Origin of the sequence: Streptomyces sp. NPDC051105 (assembly GCF_040682795.1) — a bacterium.
Taxonomy (GTDB): Bacteria; Actinomycetota; Actinomycetes; order Streptomycetales; family Streptomycetaceae; genus Streptomyces.
The window spans coordinates 455366-474954 of record NZ_JBFBBR010000001.1; the positions used below are offsets into that span (position 1 = coordinate 455366).

Below are 19589 nucleotides of genomic sequence, written 5' to 3' on the forward strand. Positions count from 1 at the left end.
GGTTATCGATGTGTTCTCTGTGTGAGCACGGGTCTGGCGCCCACCGCCGTGTGGCGCAGTATGAGCGGGTGGAAAAAGTACGACTCCTCGTCGTGGACGACGACCCGCCGATCGCCGACCTGGTCGCGACGGTCGCACGGTACGAGGGCTGGGAGGCGGTCACCGCGTACTCCGGTGAGGACGCGCTGGCCCGGGCCGCCGAGTTCCGGCCGGACATCGTCGTGCTCGACCTGATGCTTCCGGACGTGGACGGCTTCGGTGTCCTGGACCGGCTGCGGCGCTCCGGGACGATGGTGCCGGTGGTGTTCCTCACAGCCCGCGACGGGGTCGCCGACCGGGTCGCGGGGCTGACCCGGGGCGGGGACGACTACCTGGTCAAGCCGTTCGCGGTGGAGGAGCTGATGGCCCGGCTGCGCACGGTGCTGCGGCGCAGTGCGGGGCCCGGCTTCCAGCGCTCGGTCCTCCAGGTCGCCGACCTGACGATGGACGAGGACACCCGTGAGGTCCGGCGCGGCGAGCGGCTGTTCCCGCTGACCCCGACCGAGTTCGAGGTGCTGCGTTATCTGATGCGCAAGTCGCCGACCGTGCTCACCAAGGCGCAGATCCTCGACCATGTCTGGGAGTACGGCTTCGGCGGCCGCTCGAACGTGGTGGAGCTGGTGGTCAGCCGGCTGCGCCGCAAGCTGGACGAGGCCGGCGGGGAACCGCTGATCCACACCGTGCGCGGTTTCGGGTACGTCGTCCGGCAGCAGGCGGCCGAGTGATCCGGCGGCTGTGGCGCTCGTACCGGAACATGCGCCTGGGTACCCGGCTGGCCCTGGGGCTGGGGGCGCTGGCCCTGGTGGTGTTCGCGATCGTCGGCTCGGCCCTGACCATGTACATGCGGGACTACCTGTCGGCCCAGCTGGACGACCAGCTGGGGCTGGCCCAGGTGGCCCAGTCCAAGAGCATCGCGCAGCACGGCACCCTCCAGGGCAAGAAGTACTACCACTGGTACTACGCGGTGTACGACGTCTCGAACGGCACCCCGGTGCTGCGCAAGCCGGAGGAGACCGGCGACCTGCCCGCGGACATCGCCCCGCTCACCTCGGTGGCGAAGGCGCAGCTCGCCGCGGGCACCGAGGTGCTGCGGACCAAGGACCTGACCGGGGAGGGCGAGTACCGGCTGCGTGGCTGCGAGGTGGAGCCGGGGGTGGTGCTGGTCAGCGGCGCGCCGATGGACAGCATGGACGACACGGTCCGGCAGCTGGTCACCGTCCAGGTGGTTGCGTTCGGTCTCGCGCTGCTGGCCCTTGTGGTGTTCGGCCGCCGGCTGCTGCGGCACGGCCTGGAGCCGCTGAGCGACATGGCGCACACCGCCCATGGCATCGCCTCGCACAATCTGACGGAGTCGGCGGCCCGGCTGCCGCTGCGCGCGGCCAAACGGGGCGGCGGCCCCGAGGTCGAGGAGCTGCGCACCGCGTTCAACACGATGCTCGAACACATCGACCACTCCCTCGCCGTCCGCGCGGAGGCCGAGCAGCGGCTGCGCCGGTTCGTCGCGGACGCCTCGCACGAACTGCGCACCCCGCTGATGTCGGTGCGCGGCTACGCCGACCTCTTCCAGTACGCGGCGGCCAACGCCCCCGAGGAACGCGACAAGCACCTGGCCCGGCTGCGCGCCGAGGCGGCCCGGATGGGCATCCTCCTCGACGACCTGCTGCTCCTGGCCCGTCTGGACGCGGCCGAGGTGGAGACACCGCTGCGGCTGGAGGACGCCGACCTGGCGGAGCTGGTGCGGGAGGCCGCGGACGCGTTCCGTGCGGCGCACGCCGACCATCCGCTGACGGTGACCGTCGGTCCGGACCCGGTCCCGCTCCGCCTGGACCCGGTCCGCATCCGCCAGGTGCTGGACAACCTCCTCACCAACGCCGCCATCCACACGCCCACCGGCACCCCGGTGTCGGTGACGGTCACGACGGCCCCCGGCTCGGCGTCGGTGAGCGTCACCGACCGGGGTCCCGGCATTCCGCCCGCCGACCGGGCCCGCGTCTTCGACCGCTTCTACCGCGTCGACAAGGCCCGCAGCCGCGACCGCGGCGGCAGCGGCCTCGGCCTGTCGGTGGCCCGGGCCCTGGTGACGGCACACGGCGGCACCATCGGACTGAGCGACGGCCCGGACGGCACAACCGTGTTCACACTGACGCTGCCGGGGTAGCCCACGGCGGCCCGGAGCGGGGCCGCGGACGCGGGCGGGCAGCCTGCGCCGTGGCCGCGCACCGAGTCGGGGTTCCCTTCCGACAGCGCCCCGGAACGCGGCAGCGGAGGCACGCGGCCGGCCGGCACCGAAGCCCCGCAGCGGCTCGGTGTTTTCCCGTCCGGCGTCAACAACCGGATTCCGGGCGGTACTTACCGCGACCCGGTCGGGGGGCCGGCACCGGCTCCGGGCGCACCGTCACAGGCCCGGCGTCGCCTCCTCCTCCGGGACGTAGGTGAAGCCGCCCCGCCGAGGGTGCGGGCGGGCCGCCAGGACGGCGACGTCGTCCTCGGCGTTGCGGGCGTCGAGGCGGGTGAGGATGGACTCCAGCAGGCCGTCCACGCCGACGGCCGGACTGAAGCGCAGGTCCGCGAGGCGGTTCAGGGAGCGGTCGATGTCCTCGCCACGGTGTTCCACCAGTCCGTCCGTGAAGAGGACGAGGGCATGGTCGGGGTCGAACTGGTGGGTGGCCGATTCGTAGCCCCCGAAGCCGGTGCCCAAAGGCGGGCCCACGGGGACCGGCAGCAGAGAGGTCCGGCCGTCCCCGGTGATCATGGCCGGCGGAAGGTGGCCCGCGCTGGCCAGGGTGACCTGACGGCGGCCCGGGTCGACCCGCACCAGCAGGCAGGTGGCGGGTCTGCGGTCCGCCTCGTTGGAGGCGATGGCGTCCATCTGACGCAGCACCCGGTGCGGGGGCAGCTCGGAGGAGGCGATGTAGCGCAGCGACGACCGGTAGGCGTTCATGTCGACGGCCGCCTCCAGGCCGTGGCCCATCACGTCGCCGACGACGAGCAGCGTCCGGCCGAAGTGCAGCCGTACCGTCTCGCACCAGTCGCCGCCGACCAGCACCCGGCCGCCGGCCGGGAGGTAGCGGATCGACACGTCCAGGTTGGGATGCGGCCGGCCGGGCTCGGCCAGCAGGGCGCGTTGCAGGTCGCCGGCGGTGCGGTTGACGTGCTCGTACTCGCGGGCGTGCCGGATGTGGGAGGCGGCGCGTTCGGCGAGGAGGGCGAGCAGTTCGGCCTCCGCCCGGACGAAGGCCATCCCCTCACGGGCGCAGACCAGTACGCCGTACTGGTCGGAGCCGCTGGTCAGGGGCACGCACACGGCCGGACGGGTACGGCTGCCGGCCGGGCGGGACAGCCAGGGGTCCCTCCAGTGGTCGGCCGCCGGGGAGCCCGCGTCCCGGGCCACCGCGGTGGCCCAGCGGGCGTCGGGCAACATGTCGGCGTCGCCGGTGATCGCCTCGTAGCCGGAGACGGTCTCGCCGACCCGCCGCATCACGGCCGCGCCGCCGCCGGTCAGCCGCACCGCCGCCCGGGTCAGTTCCGTGCAGGTCGTGGACTCGTCGAGGGTGGTGCCGATGCCGGCCGCGGCCGCCCGCAGCAGCCTGAAGGGCGCCGAGGGGTCGGTGCCCGCGATGGGCCCGTTCGCTGCCCCCTGGCCGTCGGCGGACGCGGGTCCCCTGCGGGACTGGAACCATCGCGCGACACCCGACACCCTCACAGAGTCTCAAACAGCAGGGGGCACCAGCCATCGGCGCCGCACGGCCTCCGGAGGTGGTGCGGCGGGGCTGCGGCAGCTCCGGCCGCCGCGCCGTCGGCGGTGCGCGCTCACCCAGGGGAGATCGGATTCGGTGTGCGAGCGGGCCACGGACGGACGCGGCGCACGGGTCCCCGGATCATGGACGGATCCGGTGTGCGGGCCTGCCGGGCCTCGGACGGGCCCAGCGGTCCGGCACACCGGTGGGCGGTCTAGTGCTGTGGACCGGAAAGGCGAGCCGGTGAACCTTTCCGGTCGCAGCACTAGCTCTCGTCGGCGGTCAGCCGCAGCGAGATCGAGTTGATGCAGTACCGCTGGTCGGTGGGGGTCGCGTACCCCTCGCCCTCGAAGACGTGGCCGAGGTGTGAGCCGCACCGCGCACACCGCACCTCGGTGCGCACCATCCCGTGCGTGCGGTCCTCGACCAGCTCGACCGCGTCGGTGTCCTTCGGGTCGTAGAAGGACGGCCACCCGCAGTGGGACTCGAACTTCGTGGTGGAGGTGAACAGCTCCGCACCGCAGGCGCGACAGGAGTACACGCCCTTGGTCTTGGTGTCGGTGTACTCACCGACGAAGGCCGGCTCGGTCGCCGCCTGACGCAGCACGGCGTACTCGGCCGGCGTCAGCTCCGCCCGCCACTGCTCGTCCGGCTTGTCGACGTCGTACGACATGACTCTCAGCCCCTCACTTCGCCAGGCGTTCCAGGATCCTCGGGCCCAGGTCGGTCACATCTCCCGCGCCCATGGTGAGAACCAGATCACCGGGCTTCGTCATTCCCGCGACCACGGCGGGGACCTCGTCCTTGTCGTGCACGGCGGTGACGTCGGCGCCCGCGGCCCGCGCGGCCTCGATGATCAGCTCGCTGGTGACGCCGGGGATCGGGTCCTCGCGGGCCGGGTAGATGTCCAGGACCACGGACGCGTCCGCGAGGGCCAGCGCGTCGCCCATCTCCTTGCCCAGCTCCTGGGTGCGGGAGAACAGGTGCGGCTGGAAGACGACCAGGATCCGGGCGTCCCCGGCGGCGGCGCGCATGGCCTCCAGGTCGGCGGTCATCTCGGTGGGGTGGTGGGCGTAGGAGTCGATCACCTGGACGCCGGCCGCCTCGCCCTTCAGCTGGAGGCGCCGCTTGACGCCCGTGTACGCGGCCAGCGCGGGCGCCAGCTCGGCGGCCGGGACCCCGAGGGCCACGCCTGCGGCGAGCGCGGCGACGGCGTTGTGCGCGTAGTGCCGGCCGGGCACGGAGACCGTGAAGGTCAGCTCGGTCCCGTCCAGCGCGACGGTGACCTCGCTCTTCAGCCCCTGCGGTACGACGGACAGCACCCGGACGTCGGCGTCGGCGGCGTCGCCGTAGGTCACCGTCCGCACCTTCCCGGCCAGCCGCCGGGTCAGCTCGCGCGCGCCCTCGTGGTCGGCGTTGACCACCAGCGTGCCGCCGGGCACGATCCGGCCGGCGAAGGTCTCGAAGGACTCGTAGATCTCTTCCATCGAGGCGTAGTTGGCGTGGTGGTCGAGCTCCACGTTGAGGACGATGGCGACCTCGGGCGCGTACTTGTGGAAGCTGCGGTCCGATTCGTCCGCCTCGGCGACGAAGATCTCGCCCTCGCCGTGCAGGGCGTTGGAGCCGGGGGCGTCCAGGTCGCCGCCGATGGCGTACGACGGCTCGCGGCCCAGCGCGGTCAGCGAGACGGCCAGCATCGAGGTGGTCGTGGTCTTGCCGTGGGTGCCCGCGACGGCGATCGGCCGCGCGCCGTCCATCAGGGCGGCGAGGGCGTCCGAGCGGTGCACCACGGGGATGCCCAGCTCGGCCGCGCGCGCCAGCTCGGGGTTGTCCCTGCGGATCGCCGACGACACGACGACACAGCTGGCGTCGTCGGCCAGGTACTCCGCCGCGTGCCCGATGTGCACGGTGGCGCCGAACGCCCGCAGGGCCTCGACGGTGGCCGACTCCTTGGCATCGCTCCCGGCCACCTCGGCACCGCGCTGCGCGAGGATCTTGGCGATCCCCGACATCCCGGCGCCGCCGATACCGATGAAGTGCGGTCGCTCCATGGCGGAAGGAAGGCCGGGTGCCATGTGTTTCTCCCAGAGACGGTGACGTGCGAAAGCGGCCCTAGCCTATGCGCTCGGGCACCGGGTGCCGTGCAACGGGCACGAGCATCAGCGCCCCTTCAGGGCGCGGGGCTGAGTTTGATACGCGGCTCCGCCGCGTGGGCGCCATCAGCCGCAACGCACCCGCACCCTTCGACGCACCGCACCCTCACGGCGCACCGCGCCCCACGGCGCCTACGCCTTGCTGTGCGAGAACAGCTTCAGCACCGGCACCCCCACCTTGTGCCGCGCCCGGGACGCCCAGTCCCGGTGGAAGAACTCCTCCACATAGTGCGGATCGGTCAGCACGATCACCTCGTCCGCGCCCACCTCTTCCACCACCGTCTTCAGCGCGTCCAGCGGGTGGTCCTCGACCATCCGCCCCTCCGCCGTGCTCCCCGCCGCCCGCAGGGCCGCCAGGGACACGTCCAGCGCCTGTTCGGCCGGCCCCTTCGCCTCGTCCCCCTCGGGCGTCTCCCGCTCGCGCGCGGCTTCGTCCAGTTCGCCGAGCGCGATGTCGTCGATGGCCCGCAGCAGGCGGTCCGCCTGGTCGCCGCGCGGCTGGAGCAACACATGGAAGGAAACCTGCTCGTCCCCGTGCAAGGTGGTGACGAACTCCACGTCGGCAGACGTCAGGGCCTTCTCGATCATCAGAACGCTTGTGAACACCAGGCGCCTCTTCTCCTGAGAGGGCCACTCGGACCCTCTGTCCTCCCTGGGGCCTAGCAGCCCTGCGGAAACCATCCTGCCCCGTGAACGTACGGGTACTGCCGGATTCAGTGTGCCCGCCGGAAGCTAAGCGGAACGGTAGATTCCACCGAATTCAGGACCGCTGATAGCGACTGAACAGGAATCCGGCCTCCTCCAGCAGGGACACTAGTTCGAAACGCCTGGGTACGGTGACACCGGGTCCCCAGGAAATGCGCTGTGCCCCCCCTGCCGTCAGCATCGGGGACATCGTGAGGCACAGCTCGTCGAGGACATCGGCGGCGATGAACTGCCCGAGCAGCCGGGGCCCGCCCTCGGTGAGCAGCCGGGTGTGACCGAGATCGGCGAGGGCGCTCACCGCGCGGGCGGGGTCGACGCCGGCGCCGTCACCGGCGACCACCACCCGGGCGCCGGCCCGCTCGGCGGCGGCGACGCGGTCGGGGTCCGCCGCCGCGCCGGTGAGGACCAGGGTGGGGACGAGGGGCGAGGTGAACAGCGGGAGTGAGAAGTCGAGGTCCAGGCTCGCGGTGACGACGGCCACCGCGGGGGCCGCGCCCTGCCCCGCCGCCGCTCGGGCCCCGGCGAACTCCGCCCGCGCGCGGGCCGGCCGGTACCCCTCCTGCCGTACCGTTTCCGCGCCCACGACCACGACGTCCGCGAGCGCCCGCAGGGTGCCGAAGACCCGCATGTCGGCATCGCTGGAGATGGGCTGCGACCGTCCGTCGTGCTGGGCGGCGCCGTCGAGCGTGGACACCATGTTGGCCCGCAGCCAGACCTCTCGCCCCGCGGGATAGCCATAGGCGAGCGCAAGCTCGGCGAGACTCCACTCCCCCTCGGCCGGTCCGCCGGAGGCCGGGGCCGTTGTCTCTTCGGTCACAGGGAACAGGCGTCGCATGTCGTGCAGTGTGGCACGGCAACTACCATGGATGACCGTGTCGTCTTCTCCCGCCGCTTCCGAGGTCAGCCCCATAGCCGACGCGGCCCCGCTGTCCCTGTGCGCCCGCTCGCCGCATGTCCCCGCGGACCGGCTGGTCGCCGAGATGGTGCCGCCACCCCGCTTCGACTCGGTCCGCTTCGCCACCTACCTCCCGGACCCGAACCAGCCGAGCCAGACCGAGGCCGTACGGGTCCTCGAAGGCTTCGCGGCCGGTCTCGGCGGCGCCCACGCGGCGACCGGCGGCAGGCGCGGTTTCCTCGGCTTTGGGAAGGCCAGGGCACCGAAGACCCCGGCCGGGCCCCGCGGGGTCTACCTCGACGGCGGGTACGGCGTCGGCAAGACCCACCTGCTCGCCTCCCTCTGGCACGCCACCCCGGCCGAGCCCGCACTGAAGGCGTTCGGCACCTTCGTGGAGCTGACCAACCTGGTCGGCGCCCTCGGCTTCCAGCAGACCGTGGCGACCCTCTCCGGCCACCGTCTGCTGTGCATCGACGAGTTCGAGCTGGACGACCCCGGCGACACGGTCCTGGTGTCGACGCTGCTGGGCCGGCTCGTCGACGCCGGTGTCGCGCTCGCCGCCACCTCCAACACGCTGCCGGGCAAGCTCGGCGAGGGCCGGTTCGCGGCGGTCGACTTCCTGCGCGAGATCCAGGGCCTGTCGGCCCACTTCCGCGCCCTGCGCATCGACGGCGAGGACTACCGTCACCGCGGCCTGCCCGAGGCACCGGCGCCGTTCTCCGAGGAGCAGGTGGCCAAGGCGGCGTACGCCACCCCGGGCGCCTCACTCGACGACTTCCCGCACCTGCTGGACCACCTGGCCAAGGTGCACCCCAGCCGGTACGGCGCGCTGACCGACGGCGTGACGGCGGTCTGCCTCACCGATGTGCGGCCGGTGCCGGACCAGTCGACCGCACTGCGGCTGGTGGTCCTCGCGGACCGGCTCTACGACCGTGAGATCCCGGTTCTGGCCTCCGGACTGCCGTTCGACAGGCTGTTCAGCGAGGAGATGCTGAACGGCGGCTACCGCAAGAAGTACTTCCGCGCGATATCCCGGCTCACCGCCCTGGCCAGGGACGCCAAGGGGCTCGTCGCCGCCGCATAGCCCCCTCTATTCGATCAAGATCGCCGGGTCAAGAGCTCGATCGAGCCACTCCACCGGCATTTTTCACGCTCTCTTCGGTTCGCAACACCGAGTTAACCCTGCAAACGGCTTTGCAGGGTTAACGTGTTTCTTGACCAACCATTGACCTGTGCTTGGGGCACACAAGAGGCGCGAACTGCTGCGAGGGGGGCTCATGTTCCGAGGTACGACGGCCCGGACCGTGCTCTCGCTCCTGGCCACCGCCCTGCTCGCCGTCCAGTTCTTCGCGCCCGCGGCAACCTTCGCAGCCGCGCACACAGCCAGTCATGTAGAGGCCAAGGCCCAACCCGGTCCGCAGCCCTCGACGAAGTTCGTGCGCGACATCTCGCACACCTTTCGTGACCACGGCCTCTGCGGGGAGCCCCCCAGATCGCCGCAGAGCGCCGACCGCCATCGCACCGCCACCGCCGGCTGGGCCGACAACCGTCCGACCACCGCCCGGCACACCGAGGCGATACCGGCCTCCGTGGCCCCCGCGGCCCGGCATCAACGCACGTCAAGAGCGTCCAGAGCCCACTCGCCGGCCGCGCTTCAGGTCTTCCGCTGCTGAGCGACGGGTTCCGTCCCGTCACCCCCCCCACAACCGTCGTGCAAGCCCGACGCGCCGCTCCGGCGCGCCAGGAGGAGTCCACACGCCATGCAGCCCCTCATCGACAACGCCCGTACGTTCGGACAGCGCCCTGAGGAGTTCGCCAAACTCGCCGAAGGCCAGTCCCCGCAGGTGCTGTTCATCACCTGCTCCGACTCGCGGGTCGTCCCGGCCCTGATCACCGGCGCCCGCCCGGGCGAGCTGTTCGAGCTGCGCACCGCGGGCAACATCGTCCCCCCGTACGCCTCGGAGCACCCCACCAGCGAGGCGGCCACCATCGAGTACGCCGTGGAGGTGCTGGGCGTCCGCGACATCGTCGTCTGCGGGCACTCGCACTGCGGCGCCGTCGGCGCGCTGGTGCGCGGCGACGACCTGACCGCCGTACCCGCCGTACGGGACTGGCTGGCCCGTGCCGAGCCGCGCCCGACCGGGGCGGTGGAGGACCCGGCCGTCGCCGAGGGCGTGCAGAGCCATGTGCTCGCCCAGCTGCTGCGGCTGCGCTCCTACCCGTTCATCGACAAGAAGCTGGCGCGGGGCGAACTGACCCTGCGTGGCTGGTACTACGAGGTCCACACCGGTGCCGTGCGCGAACACCGCGCCGGCACTGACGCGTTCGAGACCCTGTGAGCGTCGCGATGACCAAGTTCCCTTACATGAGGCAGGACTTCACCGCCTCTCTCGTCGTCTTCCTGGTCGCGCTCCCGCTGTGCGTGGGCGTGGCCGTCGCCTCCGGTGTGCCGGCCGAACTCGGCCTGGTCACCGGCATCGTGGGCGGTCTCGTCACCGGGATGCTGCGGGGCAGCAGCCTTCAGGTGTCGGGGCCGGCCGCCGGGCTGACCGTGCTCGTCTTCGAGGCGGTGCAGGAGTTCGGGCTGCCGGTGCTCGGCGTGATCGTGCTCGTCACCGGTGTGCTCCAGATCGCCATGGGTGTGCTGAGGCTGGGCCGCTACTTCCGGGCCATCTCGGTCTCGGTGGTCGAGGGCATGCTGGCCGGAATCGGTCTGGTCCTGATCGCCGGCCAGCTGTATCCGGCGCTCGCCGCCAAGGCTCCCGATTCCGGGCCCGGCAAGATAGCCGGTCTGCCCAGGGCGTTCCTGGACGCCCTCGGGGACGGGGAGGCGCTGGCCTCGCTCGCGCTCGGCGCGGGCACCGTCGCGGTCCTGGTGCTGTGGAAGTACCTCCCGGCGAAGGTGCGGACGGTCCCCGGACCGCTGGCCGCCGTCGGCCTCGCCACCCTGGCCGCGTTCCTCCTGAGCCTCCCGGTCGCCACCGTCGAGGTGCACGGGCTGCTGGGCTCCGTCCAGCCGCCGCCGCTGAGCGCCTTCGGCGAACTGGCGGGCTTCGGCGTGATCGGCACGATCGTCGCGTTCACGCTGATCGCGTCCGCCGAGTCGCTGTTCAGCGCGGCGGCCGTGGACCGCCTGCACAACGGTCCGCGCACCAAGTACAACCAGGAGCTGATCGCCCAGGGCGCGGGCAACGCGCTCTGCGGAGTGCTCGGCGCGCTGCCGATGACCGCGGTGATCGTGCGCAGCGCGGCCAATGTGCAGGCGGGCGCCCGGACGAAGGCGTCCCGGGTGCTGCACGGCGTCTGGCTGCTGCTGTTCGCGGCGCTGCTGCCGGGCGTGCTCGGCTACATACCGATCCCGGCGCTGGCCGGAGTCCTGGTCTACTCGGGCGCCAAGCTGATCCCCGTGCGGGCACTGGCCGTCCTCTGGCGCGAGCACCGGGGCGAGGCGCTGATCCTGGTCGTCACCGCGGTGTCGATCGTCGCGGTCAGCATGTTCGAGGGCGTACTGATCGGACTGGCCCTGTCCATCGTCAAGACCGCGTGGGAGGCCTCGCACATCAAGCTGGAGGTGATCGACAAGGGCGCGGGCCCGATCGACGCGCACCTGTCGGGCAACGCGACCTTCCTGCGGCTGCCCAAGATCCTCGACAGTCTGGAGGCGCTGCCCCAGGACCGCCCGATCCGGGTGGACCTGTCCGGGCTGCACCATCTCGACCACGCCTGCCGGACCGCGCTGGAGAGCTGGGCCGAGCGGCACAGCGACGCCGACACGGAACCGGTGAGGGTGACGGCCGCCTCGGCCGTGACCACCCGAGTCACGGCCGCCTGAACCGACGGCCGCTCCCGGGCCGGGATGCCGACGCCCCTCGGCATCCCGGCCCGGACCTGCTCCGCGGCGGCCCATGGCCCCGAACGACCCGCCGGGCATATCGTTGCATCATCAGACATACCGGACCTCTCTGGCTGGGGGTCGTGATGGTTCAGGAGCTGCTGGTCGCGGTGGTGGTGGCGCTGTGCGTCGGCGCGCTGTACCTGGCCGCGGGGGCGCGGGTCGTCAAGCAGTACGAACAGGGTGTGCTGTTCCGGCTCGGCCGGGTCACCGGTGCCGTACGACAGCCCGGCTTCAACATGGTGATCCCGTTCGCGGACCGGCTGCACAAGGTCAACATGCAGATCGTCACGCTGCCGGTCCCCGCCCAGGAGGGCATCACCCGTGACAACGTCACCGTGCGCGTGGACGCGGTCGTCTACTTCCGGGTGGTCGACGCGGTGAGCGCGCTGATCAAGGTCGAGGACTACAAGTTCGCCGTCTCGCAGATGGCCCAGACCTCGCTGCGGTCGATCATCGGCAAGAGCGACCTGGACGACCTGCTCTCCAACCGCGAGCAGCTCAACCAGGGCCTGGAGCTGATGATCGACAGTCCGGCCGTGGGCTGGGGTGTGCAGGTGGACCGGGTCGAGATCAAGGACGTGTCGCTGCCGGACACGATGAAGCGCTCGATGGCCCGCCAGGCCGAGGCCGACCGGGAGCGCCGGGCCCGGATCATCAACGCCGACGCCGAGCTCCAGGCCTCGAAGAAGCTGGCCGAGGCGGCCCAGCAGATGGAGAACACCCCGACAGCCTTGCAACTGCGGCTGCTCCAGACGATCGTGGCGGTCGCGGCCGAGAAGAACTCCACCCTGGTCCTGCCCTTCCCGGTGGAGCTGCTGCGCTTCCTGGAGCGGGCCCAGCAGCCCGCGCCGAACGGCAGTGCGCCGCACGTTCCCGCCGGTCTCGCCGGGCTCGCCGAACTCGCCGAACCCTCCGACCCCGGGCACCCGGACCCCGGCGAAAGGCGTGCCCGTGCCGAGGAAGCACCCGAAGCGAACGGACGACAGCGACCCCGCTCTGTGTGACCTGCTCGGACTCCCGGCGGCCGAGCGCCCCGACCTCAGCGCCCACCCGGCCGGCCACAAGTGGTACCGCAACTGGGCCATCGGCCGCCTCCTCCTGGAGCACCTGGAGCAGCTCGACCCGCGGTACCCGAAGGCGGACTTCGACGTGGCGGAGTCCCGGGAGCGGCTGCCGAGAACACCGTGACGGGACAGCCGCCGCCCGGGTGACCTCGGTGGCCCCGGCGCCGCGCCACCCATAAAGACCGGACAATCCGACCTACGTTCATAGGGTGATCCGATCAGTACGCCGTCTCACCGGTATGACCGCCGCCTGCGTCGCCCTGGGCGCCGCGCTCGCCGCCTGCGGCACCGCCCAGGCCCCCCGCACCGGCCACCCCGCCCCCGCCAGGCCCGCCCCCGCCGCCAAGCCGCCCACGCTCCCCGCGGGCCCGGGCGGCCTGGCCCCCGTCTTCTCCAGCGGTCCGCGCACCCTGGGCAAGACCGTCGCCCTGACCTTCGACGCCGACATGACCGCCGACCAGGGGCCCCGCGCGGCCGCCGGCGAGCACTTCGACAACCCCGCGCTGATCGCGACCCTGCGCCGGCTGAAGGTGCCGGCCACGGTCTTCATGACCGGCCGCTGGGCCGACGAGTACCCGGACCAGGCCCGCTCCCTCGGCCGCGACCCGCAGTTCGAGGTCGCCAACCACTCCTACAGCCACTACGCGTTCACCGGCGACTGCTACGGCCTGCCGACCGTCGCCGCCGCGAACATGAAGTCGGACGTGGAGCGCGCCTACGCCGCACTTCTCAGGGCGGGAGTGCCGCATCCGATGCCGTACTTCCGTTTCCCCGGCGGCTGCTACGACCAGCAGGCACTGCGCGCGGTCGGCTCGCTCGGGGTCACCGCGGTGCAGTGGGACGTGGTCAGCGGCGACGCGTTCGCGACCGACGCCGACGCCGTGACCAAGCAGGTACTGGACGGGGTGAAGCCCGGCTCCGTGGTCGTCATGCACTGCACGCGCAGCGCCGCCCCGACCACCGAGCGGGTGGTCCGCAGCGTCGTACCCGAGCTGCGCAAGCGGGGCTTCCGGTTCGTGAAGGTGTCCGAGCTGATCGGCGAGACGCCCGGTCATCGCTGACCGTCCTACGCTGGAGACATGAGCGACGAGGGCTACTGCACCATTTCCGAGGCCACGAAGCCGCCGGCGGCGGACGGTCCGCCGTACGCCGAGTGTGTGCTGTGCCGGGAGCCGACCGAGTACCCGGAGTCGTACAAGGGCATCACCATGTGCCCCCGGTGCGAGTGGCAGGAGGCGCAGCGGAGCGCCTGCTCAGGTTGAGCGGCGGCCGTTGAGGACGCAGGCCACGGTGAAGGCCGCGGCGGTGAGCAGGGCCGCCGCGGTCAGGGGCAGGGGCGACACCGGTACCCGGCCGGACTCCGAGCCGGAGACCAGACCGCTGACCGCCGCGTGCGCCGGGGAACCCGCGACCACCACCGCGAGCAGCGCGGCCAGCAGCATCGTGGGCACCGCCCGGCCCGGCGAGCGCAGCAGTGGCCGGTTGGTGAGCGCGCCGACGGCACTGCCGAGCAGCGCGCAGGCGAGGGTGGCGAGCAGACCGGCGGCCCCGGCCCGCAGGGGCGGTACGGCGAGCCGGTGGTCGTTGGTGGCGTGCCGGCTGATCACGGTCACGATCAGAGTCGCCGCCGTACCGAGCAGCGCGGCGGCGGCGAGGCTGGTGAGCAGGGCGGCCAGATGGGTCCTGGCCGGGCCCCGCGCCGCCGTGACACAGGCGCGGGCGGCCGGCGGTTCGCCGGTGACACAGATCCGTACCAGCCAGGCGGCCACCGGCAGCAGCGCGGCGGCCGAGTAGCCGAGCGAGTCCAGCACCGGCTGACCGCTCTGCACGCCCACCCCCAGGAACACGGCGTACAGGATCACCGGGGGCAGCCAGCGCTGGGAGCGCAGGAGAAGTGCGGTCTGGTAGCGCAGGAGTGCGGTCATGGGCGGGCTTTCTCGTCCGGAGGGACGTCCGAGGGGCTGACGGCGACCACGTGCCAGGGCGGGCGGGCCGTGAGGAGGGCGCGCAGCACCACGTCCGAGTGGGACGCGGGAACCGTAAGACGGTAGGTGCCGGGGGCCGGTTCCTCGGCGAAGGCCGCCGTGCGGGTCACGTCGGCGGGGAGGCGGCCGCCGGCGGGACCCCGGACGGTGACGACGGTGTGCGGGCCGACAGGTGAAGTCACCTGCGCGGCCGAGGGCTTGAGGGTGCCGTCGACGACCTGGTAGGTCGCGTCGGGCGCGCCCGCGAGGCGCCGTGGATCGTGGTCGACGAACACGACGGCGCCCCCGGCCGCGGTCCGCTCGGCGACGGCCCGCTCCAGCTCCGCGCGGGCCTCGGCGTCCAGGCCGGTCCAGGCCTCGTCGAGGACGAGCAGCCGGGGGTCGGCGAGCAGGGCCTGGGCGACCGCGACCTTCTGACTGGTGCCCTTGGAGAGCTGGGCCATGGGCGTGGCCGCGTAGGCCGTGGCGCCGAACCGCTCCAGCCAGTCCGCCGCGCGGGCGGCGGCCGACCTGCGGGAGAGGCCGTGGACGGTGCCGAGATGGGTGAGGTAGCCGGAGGGGGTGAAGGGAAGGGCCGAGGGGAAGCGCTCGGGCACGTACGCGGTGCGGGGGCGGCCGGTGATACGGCCCTCGGTGGGGGTGTCTATGCCGGCGATGAGGCGGAGCAGGGTGGACTTGCCCGTGCCGTTCGCTCCTTCCACGCGGGTGAGGGTGCCGGGCGTGAGAGTGAGGTCGATGCCTCGTAAGACCCAGGGGCCGCGTATGCCGTAGCGGCGGCCCACGCGGGCCAGTTCAAGATCGCGTCGCATGGGGACATTGTCGTGCGGGACAGGAGGTGGGTGGCGTGCCGTCGCGGCCGGGTGCGGGTGCGTGTGTGGCTGGTCGTGCCCGCGCGGCGGAGCCGCGAATTGACACAGCCCCGCGCCCCTTAAGGTTGGTGCGGTGAGCGCTCCTTTCCAGGTCTCGGCGAACAGTCGGGACGAAGCACCCCAGTTCGTACTGCCCCTTGTCGTGCGGATCGAGAAGTCCGCCCCTCCGGCCCGCACCGACGCTCTCGAAACTGCCGCCCGGGCCGTGCTGACCATGCTCAGTGATCCACGCTCGCTCGGGGACGGGGAATGGGCTCAGGCGATGCGGGACTGGGAGGACGCGCGGATCCGCAAGGTCGTGCGGCGGGCCCGCGGGGCCGAGTGGCGGCGGGCCGGGGAGCTGCCCGGGATCACCCTCACGGGGAAGTCCGCCGAGGTACGGGTGTTTCCGCCGGTTCCCCTGGACGGGTGGCCCAGGGAGCTGGCGAAGTTGCAGGTGTCCGGGACCGAGCTGGACGATCCCGAGCCGCCCGCCGGCGCCGACCGGGCGGAGGCCGTGCTGTGGCTGAACCCGGAGTTGGAGATGTCCGCGGGCAAGGCGATGGCACAGGCCGGGCACGGCGCCCAACTGGCCTGGTGGGCGCTGTCGGAGGAGGATCGGGAGGCCTGGCGCGAGGCCGGGTTCCCGCTCGCCGTGCGGACCGCCGATCCGGCCGAGTGGCGTGAACTCACGGACAGCGGGCTGCCGTTGGTGCGGGACGCCGGCTTCACCGAGATCGCGCCCGGCAGTTGCACGGTGGTCGCGGATCATCCTCGGGCGCGCCTACGACGACCGTGACCGACTGCTCTCCGTAGGAATCTCCGACAGCCCACTGCCCAGCCAGGTCGACCCGCACTTCGGTGACCTGCTGCGGATCTGCGCGATTCTGGGCGTCTCGGTGTCCGAGCCCATCCGGGGCCTGGACGATGTGAGGCCTCGCCCGTCCGCACCGGGAGACGCAGACGAACAGGGCCGGTAACGCAGGGATCAGCCGGTGAGGGACCAGCGCGATCCGTCAGGCAGGTACCAGACGTACGCACTGCCGTCAGGCTCCCGCACGTACCCGAACCGGTCCTGCGCGGGCCGGTCCGCGTGATTCCACCAGGCCCAGGCCTCCTCGGCCTGCTTCCACAACCCCTCGTCGCCGCCGAACGTCACCAGCCCGCTGGTACCGGCAATCGGCACGCGGGCCCAGGAGCCGTCGTCCCGCTGGAGCTGGATAGACATCCCCTCCGTGTCGTCGACGTAGTACACGAGCTCGGTGCCAGGCATCTGGAACGCCAGCGCGAGACGCAGCGGGTAGTGGGCCTGGATGGCGTTCGCCGTGAGGGTGCTCGGCCGGGACCGGGCAGCCGGGGCGCGCTCCGGCCGGTCCTGCGCCTGGTACGTGCGTGCGCGGCTTCGGGCAGCCATGAAGCGGCCGGTGTTCGTGGTGAAGAAGCCGCGGGCCTCGCCGTCACTGCCGGGTGAGAGCCGCACGAGACCGCCTTCGATCCCGAGCGCCACATCGGTCAGCAGCACCCCGCCGGGCCGCAGCTGCTCGACCCACGCGGCGGGGACGGACGACACGGAGCAGGTGGCCATGATCCGGTCGAAGGGCCCTCCGTCCGGCCAGCCCTGCGTTCCGTCTCCGGACAGCAGTTGGGGCTGGTACCCGATGCTGTCGAGACGCTTCTGGGCGAGGTCGACGAGCTGCTGGTCGATATCCATGGAGTGGACGAACTCCTCACCCAGACGAGCACTCAGCAGCGCGGCGTTGTAGCCGGTGCCGGTGCCGATCTCCATCACCCGGTGGCCGTCCTGGATGTCGAGGTCTTCGAGCATGCCTGCCATGAGGCTGGGGATCGTGCTCGACGACGTGGCGACACCGGTCCAGGCGTCCTCGTCGACCTGCTGGGCTGTCGCCGGGTCCAGGCCGGTCACGAGGGTCACGTCCCGGTAGACGTCCGCGAGACCGCTCTCGTCGGCGGCGCCGCGCCGGCGCCAGACCGCGATGCCCCGCGCGTGGGTCTCTTGCTCGTACCAGCTCGGCACGAGGACGTGGCGGGGAACCGACGCGAACGCCTGCTCCCACGTCTGGGTGCGGACCGCGCCAGTCCTGACGAGCAGCTCGGCGAGCGCGACCGCGTACGGCCGGCTGGCGTCTTGGGGAAAGATGCTCACAGAGCGACTCCTCGGAGTTCGTCGGCGATGGCCTGGGCGACGGGCAGGCCGGTGTGGTGCTCGATCCAGTCCCACTGCCCGCAGGGATTCGCCTCCAGGAACGTCCAAGTGCCGTCGGGGCCGATGATGAAGTCCATGGCAGCGAAGCGCAGTTCGAGGCGGTCCATGTAGCTGCGCGCCCCGACGGCGACGCTATCGGGCACCTCGGCGACCCGGTAGGTGAGGGACGCGTAGTCGCTGCGCCAGTCGATGTACGCCGTGTCGCTCCCCGCGTGGACCTCCGCTGCGAACAGGCGGTGCCCGACGATCGTGAGCCGCACCTCGTGGGCCTTGTCGACCCAGGCTTGGAACAGGTGGGCGGTGGTCTCGATGCCGCGCAGGTCGGCCAGGTCGTCTTCGGCGACCTTGCGGGTGTAGACCGTCTTCAGCTGGTCGTCCTCGATGAGGACGGGGCTTGCGACGGGCTTGCAGATGACGCGGCCGCCGACGTCGCCGACGAAGGTACGGACGGCGTCGGGGCTGTTGGTGATGAGGGTGGGCGGGATGGTGAGCCCGCAGGCGCGCGCGGTGGCGAGCTGGAGGGGCTTGTACTCGGCACGGGACATGGCGGCCGGGTGGCTGACCCAGCGGCAGTCGAGCGCGGTGATGATCCCGCCGAGGCCGGACCGTGCCTGGGCGCTGGCGAACCGGCGTTCAGGTCCGGACATGGTGAGGGGCAGCGAGAAGGCGTTCGGGGTGCGGTAGTAGACGGCGGTGATGTCGGCGAGGTCGACGGCGCGACGCGGGTTGGTGAGCCCCCCGGACCACCCTTGCCGGGCGTCGATGCGCCCGGCAAGAGTGAGGTCCAGGGGGAACTCGGCGGTGTCCATGCGGAACACCTCCGCGCCGCCGTCGGTGAGCGCCTTGACGACCCGGTCCGTGGGCCAGTCGTCGCGTGCTGCGATCACGAGAACGGCGGGCATCACGGCATCAGTCCTTCGTGCCCTCGTCGAGCGGCGGCGGCTTCTTCATGTTGCCGTCCGGGACCGTGGGGCTGTGCGTCTTCCCCAAGTACAGCGGGTCGCCGTCGTACACGCCGATGGAGACCTGCTGCTCCTCGTCGTAGACGGTGGCCGGGAGCACGTCGGCCTGGGCCGCGTCCGGGACGCGGGCGAACCGCAGGACCCACGGGCGGCTGTCCGGCCCCGTGGGTGGATCTGCGCTGTACGGAATGCGCCCGCCTTCGGGCGCGTGCGGGAAGACTTCCCGCACATCGAGAACGGTCACGATGTGATCCCTCGTTCGATTGCTGTGGGAATGCAAGGCGTACCCGCCCCGTCGAGAAGCTTCCGGCGACTTCGACGGGGCGGGCCTTCTCGTCTCACCAGGCGCGACGGATGCCCGGTGAGACGAGTCTTCGGGGTGCGGCCTGACCCGGAGCGGCCGCCGTGGGGGTGCGTCAGATCGGTGTCCGCGACAGCACCAGGGCGCGGAGCGGAAGGGCCATGTGGCCTTACGGGGTCGCTCGGGCGGCCGAATGGCAGGAGCATCGGCACCGGTGGATGAGCAGGATGCCCACAGAGTGCGGCAGCGGGATGTCTTTGGTCTGCCGGCACTCCGCATGCAGGTGCCTGCTGTCAGACCGCTGCGCCACTGCGCATTCTGCGGAGAGGGTCTCGGTGTCGGCGGTGGTCGGCACTACAGCTCGCCCCACCACAGCCCGCCCCGCGACCGGGCGTTGGCGATGGCGACCGCAGGACCGAGTGCTTCGCCGACCGGCACCAGGCGCAGCTTCTTCGGGTCGGCGTCCCACTCCCTGCCGCCCTCGATGGGGCGGAGCTGCACGTAGCCCCCGACGAGGCCCATCACTTTGCCGATGCGCCTGTGCTCCGTGTCCTCGACCGTCTCGCCGAGCCGCAGCTCGTAGGCGCTCTCGGCGGCAGCAGGCTCTCCAGAGGTCGGCGGGCGGGCTGTAGCGTTCATGGTGTCGACGCTCCTCTTCAGCGTTGGCCGGCCTCGGGACCGTTCGCGCGGTCGCCGAGGCGCTTCTTGCGACGGACGCGGAGCGCGAGTCGCCGGATGCTGATGCTGATGCTGATGCTGTTCGGAGCGTGCATTCCAAGCG

Annotated in this window: 21 protein-coding genes and 1 pseudogene; 11 read left to right on the top strand and 11 right to left on the bottom strand. The window is 72.0% G+C overall.

The features are described from left to right. Positions 1-8 precede the first annotated feature (8 nt). Complete coding sequence (locus tag AB0N16_RS02125; protein ID WP_365792077.1) at positions 9-764, top strand: response regulator transcription factor; 756 nt, start codon at positions 9-11, stop codon at positions 762-764. Continuing rightward, on the top strand, positions 761-2197 hold the full coding sequence (locus AB0N16_RS02130) for a HAMP domain-containing sensor histidine kinase (protein ID WP_365792079.1): 1437 nt from the start codon (positions 761-763) through the stop codon (positions 2195-2197). The genes AB0N16_RS02125 and AB0N16_RS02130 overlap by 4 nt, the downstream gene beginning before the upstream one ends. Before the next feature lie 237 nt (positions 2198-2434). On the opposite strand, the gene AB0N16_RS02135 is transcribed toward AB0N16_RS02130, so the two are convergent. The 5 genes from AB0N16_RS02135 to AB0N16_RS02155 all read right to left on the bottom strand — a co-directional run bounded on the left by AB0N16_RS02135 (position 2435) and on the right by AB0N16_RS02155 (position 7469). Beyond that, positions 2435-3736 (bottom strand): PP2C family protein-serine/threonine phosphatase, encoded by a 1302-nt coding sequence (locus tag AB0N16_RS02135; protein ID WP_365792081.1) that lies wholly within the window; start codon positions 3734-3736, stop codon positions 2435-2437. Between the two features lie 305 nt (positions 3737-4041). Beyond that, the gene (gene msrB, locus AB0N16_RS02140; protein ID WP_365792083.1) at positions 4042-4449 is read right to left on the bottom strand and encodes a peptide-methionine (R)-S-oxide reductase MsrB; all 408 of its coding nucleotides are present in this window, start codon (positions 4447-4449) and stop codon (positions 4042-4044) included. A 13-nt stretch (positions 4450-4462) separates the two neighbouring features. Further along, on the bottom strand, positions 4463-5851 hold the full coding sequence (gene murC / locus AB0N16_RS02145) for a UDP-N-acetylmuramate--L-alanine ligase (protein ID WP_365792085.1): 1389 nt from the start codon (positions 5849-5851) through the stop codon (positions 4463-4465). A 210-nt stretch (positions 5852-6061) separates the two neighbouring features. Beyond that, complete coding sequence (locus tag AB0N16_RS02150; RefSeq protein ID WP_351710449.1) at positions 6062-6517, bottom strand: indole-3-glycerol phosphate synthase; 456 nt, start codon at positions 6515-6517, stop codon at positions 6062-6064. A 172-nt stretch (positions 6518-6689) separates the two neighbouring features. Continuing rightward, positions 6690-7469 (bottom strand): pyrimidine reductase family protein, encoded by a 780-nt coding sequence (locus tag AB0N16_RS02155; RefSeq protein ID WP_365792087.1) that lies wholly within the window; start codon positions 7467-7469, stop codon positions 6690-6692. Positions 7470-7506: 37 nt separating this feature from the next. Here AB0N16_RS02155 and zapE point away from each other — a divergent pair, with 37 nt between their 5' ends. From zapE to AB0N16_RS02195, 8 genes and pseudogenes are all read left to right on the top strand, one after another. Beyond that, positions 7507-8613, top strand: a complete 1107-nt coding sequence (gene zapE / locus AB0N16_RS02160) for a cell division protein ZapE (protein WP_365792088.1) — start codon at positions 7507-7509, stop codon at positions 8611-8613. Between the two features lie 193 nt (positions 8614-8806). Beyond that, positions 8807-9202 carry a hypothetical protein gene (locus tag AB0N16_RS02165; protein ID WP_365792090.1) on the top strand — a complete coding sequence of 132 codons (396 nt, stop codon included), beginning with the start codon at positions 8807-8809 and terminating at the stop codon, positions 9200-9202. 87 nt (positions 9203-9289) lie between these two features. Beyond that, positions 9290-9868: a carbonic anhydrase gene (locus AB0N16_RS02170; protein ID WP_365792092.1), complete on the top strand. Its 579-nt coding sequence runs from the start codon at positions 9290-9292 to the stop codon at positions 9866-9868. Positions 9869-9876: 8 nt separating this feature from the next. Then, positions 9877-11361 (top strand): SulP family inorganic anion transporter, encoded by a 1485-nt coding sequence (locus tag AB0N16_RS02175; protein ID WP_365792094.1) that lies wholly within the window; start codon positions 9877-9879, stop codon positions 11359-11361. A 146-nt stretch (positions 11362-11507) separates the two neighbouring features. Beyond that, positions 11508-12428 carry a slipin family protein gene (locus tag AB0N16_RS02180; RefSeq protein ID WP_365792096.1) on the top strand — a complete coding sequence of 307 codons (921 nt, stop codon included), beginning with the start codon at positions 11508-11510 and terminating at the stop codon, positions 12426-12428. 46 nt (positions 12429-12474) lie between these two features. Further along, a pseudogene (locus tag AB0N16_RS02185) lies at positions 12475-12612 on the top strand (polyphosphate kinase 2 family protein); the annotation flags it as partial. A 115-nt stretch (positions 12613-12727) separates the two neighbouring features. Next, the gene (locus AB0N16_RS02190) at positions 12728-13549 is read left to right on the top strand and encodes a polysaccharide deacetylase family protein (RefSeq protein ID WP_365792762.1); all 822 of its coding nucleotides are present in this window, start codon (positions 12728-12730) and stop codon (positions 13547-13549) included. A gap of 18 nt (positions 13550-13567) precedes the next feature. Beyond that, entirely contained in the window at positions 13568-13750 is a 183-nt protein-coding gene (locus AB0N16_RS02195; protein WP_365792098.1) for a hypothetical protein, read from the top strand. Here AB0N16_RS02195 and AB0N16_RS02200 read toward each other — a convergent pair. Both AB0N16_RS02200 and AB0N16_RS02205 read right to left on the bottom strand, forming a co-directional pair. After that, a complete protein-coding gene (locus tag AB0N16_RS02200) occupies positions 13742-14413 on the bottom strand; it encodes an ABC transporter (protein WP_365792100.1) in 672 nt (223 codons plus the stop codon). The two genes, AB0N16_RS02195 and AB0N16_RS02200, sit on opposite strands and share 9 nt — an antisense overlap. Then, positions 14410-15282, bottom strand: coding sequence for an ATP-binding cassette domain-containing protein (locus AB0N16_RS02205; protein WP_365792102.1), 873 nt, complete (start codon positions 15280-15282; stop codon positions 14410-14412). The genes AB0N16_RS02200 and AB0N16_RS02205 overlap by 4 nt, the downstream gene beginning before the upstream one ends. Positions 15283-15415: 133 nt before the next feature. Between AB0N16_RS02205 and AB0N16_RS02210 the strand changes: the two genes are divergently transcribed. Next, positions 15416-16120, top strand: a complete 705-nt coding sequence (locus AB0N16_RS02210) for a peptidyl-tRNA hydrolase (RefSeq protein WP_365792104.1) — start codon at positions 15416-15418, stop codon at positions 16118-16120. 189 nt (positions 16121-16309) lie between these two features. Here AB0N16_RS02210 and AB0N16_RS02215 read toward each other — a convergent pair whose 3' ends face one another. The 4 genes from AB0N16_RS02215 to AB0N16_RS02230 all read right to left on the bottom strand — a co-directional run bounded on the left by AB0N16_RS02215 (position 16310) and on the right by AB0N16_RS02230 (position 19447). Further along, positions 16310-17485, bottom strand: coding sequence for a methyltransferase domain-containing protein (locus AB0N16_RS02215; protein WP_365792106.1), 1176 nt, complete (start codon positions 17483-17485; stop codon positions 16310-16312). Then, on the bottom strand, positions 17482-18447 hold the full coding sequence (tgmB, locus tag AB0N16_RS02220; protein ID WP_365792108.1) for an ATP-grasp ribosomal peptide maturase: 966 nt from the start codon (positions 18445-18447) through the stop codon (positions 17482-17484). The genes AB0N16_RS02215 and tgmB overlap by 4 nt, the downstream gene beginning before the upstream one ends. A 7-nt stretch (positions 18448-18454) precedes the next feature. Further along, positions 18455-18751, bottom strand: coding sequence for a putative ATP-grasp-modified RiPP (tgmA, locus tag AB0N16_RS02225; protein ID WP_365792110.1), 297 nt, complete (start codon positions 18749-18751; stop codon positions 18455-18457). Between the two features lie 411 nt (positions 18752-19162). Next, positions 19163-19447 carry a hypothetical protein gene (locus AB0N16_RS02230; protein WP_365792112.1) on the bottom strand — a complete coding sequence of 95 codons (285 nt, stop codon included), beginning with the start codon at positions 19445-19447 and terminating at the stop codon, positions 19163-19165. Positions 19448-19589: the final 142 nt, after the last annotated feature.